The following is a 4,886-nucleotide window of genomic DNA, read 5'->3' as shown; positions in this document are numbered from 1 at the left end:
TCCTCCTCAAAAGGATGAATCACACCGCCTCCCTCATGGGAATCCCCACGATTCAACTTTCGGCCGAAAAGCTCTAGTACCGAGCAGCATATCCGCTGACGTTCTGTCGGACGGCCTAATCATGTGCTTTCGGCCGAACGATAGCGGTCGAGCCGTAGACGTATCTCTGTTCGCGGCAGGCGACAGCGCGGATGCGCAGAGAGAGCTGTCAAGCCGTCATTAAGCTCATTGCTTGAGCAGACCTCATGGACTTCCAGCTCGTCGAAGAGCCACAGGACGCCATGCATCGGAAGTCGCGCGCGCCGGGCGAGTGCGCGCAACTGACCGTCGCCGGTCAGGAGCGTCCAACCACGCTCGCGTGCGAGGCTGAAGGCATAGGCATCGGGCAAGGAGAGCGCGCCGTTATGCCGCCGCACTTGCGCGGCCAACTGTACCTCCGCCCCCGAAAGATCTTCGATCCGCAGTCCACGTGCAACGAGGTCGTCACCGCCATGGGAAGCCAGCTCTCGGTCGAAGAGAAGATCGGGCACCACGAAATCATGCGGCAACGCAAAAAGGCGCGCCATCAGACTGGCGCGCTCGATGTCGATGAGCACGGAGGTGTCGGAGACGAGGATCGGCATCGCGCCGTTATGCCACGGCGTCGAGCTCCTCCTCCAGCCCGCGGACGGTCATTCCAAGCAGTTCGGCCGCGCGAGGTTCCCCAATGAGCCCCTCGGAAAGCGCACGGAAACAAAGGCGACGGAAGCGCATCGGCTCTTCGCGTTCGGGTTCGAAGGCCTCGGGTTCCTCGTAAGGTTCCGACCGCCAGCCATAGCGGTCGTAGAGATCGAAGAGATCGCGGTAGAGCGACCGATTGATTATCTCGAGGTCCTTGCAGCGATACGTCAGCGCCTGAAGACTGACGCCGTAGCGGCGCTTCAGCACGCGAAGCTCGCCCAAGCTGATCTCCTTGCGCCGCTGGCCGATCTCCTGGCGCAGTACCTCGCCCGGCACTAGGAAGGCGCCAGCGAAACGGTTTGCGACCTTCTCCGCATCGATGCCGTCGGCCACATCCAGGACCAAATGCGCCAGTTCGTGCGCGAGACTGAACCGCTTACGTTCGGACCAAGCACCCTTGGCGATCATAATGATGGGTACCGGCGGATGACCATCGCGCTCGACCCTTGCCGCGAGCCCGTCGACGCGTGGGGAGTCAACCGACACGATCTTAATGCCATGCTCCTCCAGCAGCTCAGCGAGCTTCGGTACAGGATCGCCACCGAGATCCCATTCGTGACGCAGCGCATCAGCGGCGTCGTCCGCCTGCTCGACAGACACGATTTTGAACGCGGGGGAGCTCGGCGGCGCCCAGTGCAACGTGGGTAGGCGCAGCATTTCCTCGACAAGGAGATAACGCTCGATGAAGGCGAGCGTTCTGGCCTCGATCGCAGCGACCTCCTTGCGCGATGTCGAAGCTGCCTTGCGGAATTCGACCCCCTCGAGCTGCAGGTCACCGTCTCCGAGCAGGTAGTCGATTTCGACATCGAGCGCCTGCGCGAGTGCGGAGAGCACGGAGGAGCGCGGCATGTCTTCATCGCGCTCGTACTTGCCGATGGCCTGTGCGGAGACCTTGCGATCCATCGCGTCCGCTAGGGCACGCAGCGACAGACCGGCCGCCGTACGCGCGGACTTTAAACGTCGTCCGATCATGGTCGTCTCTCCCTATAGGTTACACTCATGCGCACGATAGACGGTTTTGTAAACTGGAGACCTTGCGGCAGATAGTCCGGCCCCTTAGGTTTACAATCGAGTCATGAAGAAAGTGTTCCGTAAACCGAGCGGGGAGCGAGGCAGTGCGACGTAAGGAGGAAGAAGAGGCAGGGCTAGGGGTTCGGCGGATCCTGAGCATCGACGGCGGCGGCATCCGCGGCGTCGAGCCAGCAGCGTTCCTCGCCGCGCTGGAGAAGGATCTCGACGAGCCGATCGGATCGTACTTCGATCTGATCGCTGGAACATCGACAGGGGGCATCCTTGCCATCGGGCTCGCGATGGGCTTGCGCGCGTCCGAGCTCCTCGACCTCTATGAGACCCGTGGGCCGATCATCTTCCGGGAAGGACCGGAACTCGGCGCCGTCCGGAGATGGCTGCAAGAGAAGGCACGGACGTTCGGTCGCCAGTTCTTCCGCCCAAAGCATGATGCGGAGGTGCTTCGGACCGAACTGCACGGCGTCCTCGGTGATCGAATGCTCGGCGATGCTCGCACGCGCCTCGTGATTCCGGCTTGGGACGCGGATCGCCGCAGCGTCTACATATACAAGACGGCGCATCACCCAAGGCTGAAGACGGACTACTCCAAGCCAGCGCTCGACGCGGCCATGGCGACCGCGGCCGCGCCAACGTACTTCGCGCGACATCGCACGGTCGATGCGACCGGCCTCCTCGACGGAGGCGTCTGGGCGAACAATCCGATCGGCGTCGCGGCGGTGGAAGCGACGACGCTTCTGGGTTGGCGAGGCGAGGACCTGCGTATCCTAAGCCTCGGCTGCGGCGAGGAGGTCTACCTCTTCGACGATGCGGTTGGTTTCAAGGAGCTCGGGATCAGCGGACTGACGCGGCTACTGATGGATGGTCAGTCCAGAGGTGCCATGGGCATGGCAAAGCTGCTCACTGGGCACCCCCACCAGGGCGATACGATCCATCGCTACGCGACGCCCGTGCCGGCAGACTTCTTCAGCCTCGACGACACCACCAAGATCGACCGCCTAAAGGGCCTCGGCGTCTCGGCCGCCCGCCATGCGCAGCCGATCCTTGAGCCCGTATTCTTCGGGGCCCCAGCTGCCCCTTTCGAGCCGTACCACCCCATCTCAGCCGCGAAGGACCACGCCGCATGAACGCCCCGTTCCGCCCACTCACCCCGCAGGACCGTCTACGGCGTGCGGAACTCTATCGCCTTCTCGTCGAGGTCTGCGAGGATCTCGCGCCAACGAAGGAGCAGTTTGAACGTGCCCGCTCCGCCTACGAGGCTGTGGCGACGTGGATCGCCGGCTCCGACGACCCGCTGCTGGCGTCTACACTGGTCTACCTGCATGGCAGCGGCGGTTTGGGAACGACGATCAAACCCATTGGACGGATGGAGTTCGACATCGATCTGATCTGCCTCCTGCTTGGCGTAAGCCGCAGCACGGACCCCGCGGCGGTTAAGGCGGCGGTCGGGAGGCGGCTTCGCGAGCATGGCCGCTACGCGCACATGCTCCAGGAGAAAAAACGCTGCTGGCGCCTCAACTACGCAGGCGAGTTCCACCTCGATCTGTCGCCGACGATCGCGAACATCCTCTGCCCAAACGGCGGGGAGCTGGTGCCGGACAAGGCTTTGTCATCATGGCATCCGACGAACCCGCGAGGGTATCGTAAGCTTTTCGAAGAGCGGGCCGCGCTGATCCCTCGGATCGTCAAGCGCTTCGCTGAATCGCAGAACCGAGCCGAGGCCGAGCCGTTTCCGGCTACGCTCACGCTCGCGAACGTGCTGAACCGCATCGTGCAGATCCTCAAGCGCCATCGCGACGTGCACTTCCTGGACGTCCGCGGGGACGTTGCTCCGATCTCGATCATCATCACGACACTCGCGATGAGAGCCTACGAAGCCGTCGTTCTGCGGGAGGTCTACGAAGATGAACTCGACGTGCTGATCGCCACGGTCCGAGCGATGCCCCAGTTCATCGAACGCCCGTTGATCGATGGCCGCCCGGCCTACGCGGTCTGGAACGAGACGACGCAGGGCGAGAACTTCGCAGACAGGTGGAACCGTGAGCCCGAACGGGCGGAGGCGTTCTTCGGCTGGCATGCAAAGGCTTTGGAAGATCTGGAGGCCCTCCGAGACACCTCTGGTTTGGACCGGGTCCGCAACCGCATGGAGGCGGGCTTCGGTCAGGCTGGGGTTCGCGTGATGAATCGCCACCAGGACAGATTGAGCGAGGCTCGGAAGTCGGGACAGCTTTGGCTCGCCCCGTCGGCTGGACTCATCACGACCCCGGCTCCATTATCGACGCCGGTCCGGTCCAATACTTTCTTCGGCGACTGAGATGTGGACGGCGCGGGAACGCAAGGTGCTGACCCTTCCACAGCAACACCTCTTCTTGCGGACAAGCCCTCTTCTCATCGGAGCAGACGGTCGACTGACGGCGACCGAGCTGATTTGGAAACTCGACGCCTGCCCGGACCCACTCTCACGGACCTACCGACTGCGACTTCGCTACGCATCTGAGAAAACACCGTCGGTCACGGTCGACAGCCATGACCTCCGCGAGTTGAGTGGAGGTCGGACGCCGCCGCACCTCTACCACAACCCAGATCGCCTCTGCCTGTACCTGCCAGGCACCGAAGAATGGGATCACAGGCAGCGTCTGGACCAGACGATCGTGCCGTGGTCGTTCCTGTGGCTCGCTTACTTCGAGCATTGGCTAGCGACCGATGAATGGGGCGGTGGAGGGCAGCACCCAGATCCGGAGGCCCCCTGCACCGGGAACAGGGAGGAGCGCCGTAGGTTTGCAGCTCAAAATCGCTAGCAGATTATCAGGCGAGAAACTGCATAGCCTACGCCGCGCCGCAGCTAGTGGGTTCTACCTCAAGGTCCGCTTTGGGGCCGTTCTCTATGGGCTGAATGTGCCGTATGGGCTGAATGTACCGTATGGGCTGAATGTGCCGTCATTCACTCTATAGCGTAGCCCGCGGCCGCCAGCGCGGGCCCGTGAGCACATCAACAATGCTGGCTTCGCCCTGCATGGACATTCCCAGGGTGATGCGCGTCGATCAGGATGAGATACGAGCGATAATCTGGATGAGAACGGGCCGCCGAACCCGGACCGCAGGAAGGGCGTAGCCCGACCGAAGGTCCGGGTTCGGCGGGG

4 protein-coding genes are annotated in these 4,886 nt (G+C 62.9%); 2 read left to right on the top strand and 2 right to left on the bottom strand.

Annotation, left to right across the window (positions count from 1 at the left end; genetic code table 11):
* Positions 1-119: 119 nt before the first annotated feature.
* Entirely contained in the window at positions 120-623 is a 504-nt protein-coding gene (locus Q1A87_RS22855) for a PIN domain-containing protein (protein ID WP_299656980.1), read from the bottom strand.
* A gap of 7 nt (positions 624-630) precedes the next feature.
* Positions 631-1,692, bottom strand: a complete 1,062-nt coding sequence (locus Q1A87_RS22850; RefSeq protein ID WP_299656977.1) for an XRE family transcriptional regulator — start codon at positions 1,690-1,692, stop codon at positions 631-633.
* A gap of 143 nt (positions 1,693-1,835) precedes the next feature.
* On the opposite strand from Q1A87_RS22850, the gene Q1A87_RS22845 reads away from it, so the two are divergent.
* Together Q1A87_RS22845 and Q1A87_RS22840 are read left to right on the top strand one after the other, a co-directional pair.
* Entirely contained in the window at positions 1,836-2,873 is a 1,038-nt protein-coding gene (locus Q1A87_RS22845) for a CBASS cGAMP-activated phospholipase (RefSeq protein WP_299656974.1), read from the top strand.
* Positions 2,870-4,060, top strand: a complete 1,191-nt coding sequence (locus tag Q1A87_RS22840) for a nucleotidyltransferase (protein WP_299656971.1) — start codon at positions 2,870-2,872, stop codon at positions 4,058-4,060. The genes Q1A87_RS22845 and Q1A87_RS22840 overlap by 4 nt, the downstream gene beginning before the upstream one ends.
* The last annotated feature ends 826 nt before the right edge of the window (positions 4,061-4,886 follow it).

It is taken from the genome of uncultured Jannaschia sp. (assembly GCF_947494055.1).
Classification (GTDB): Bacteria; Pseudomonadota; Alphaproteobacteria; order Rhodobacterales; family Rhodobacteraceae; genus Jannaschia.
This window is presented reverse-complemented; position numbering and strand designations above follow the sequence as displayed.

What these genes read in the sequence shown, in the direction of transcription:
- Q1A87_RS22850 (WP_299656977.1), bottom strand. Translation starts at nt 1,692, where the DNA reads ATGATCGGACGACGTTTAAAGTCCGCGCGTACGGCGGCCGGTCTGTCG.
- Q1A87_RS22840 (WP_299656971.1), top strand. Translation starts at nt 2,870, where the DNA reads ATGAACGCCCCGTTCCGCCCACTCACCCCGCAGGACCGTCTACGGCGT.
- Q1A87_RS22855 (WP_299656980.1), bottom strand. Translation starts at nt 623, where the DNA reads ATGCCGATCCTCGTCTCCGACACCTCCGTGCTCATCGACATCGAGCGC.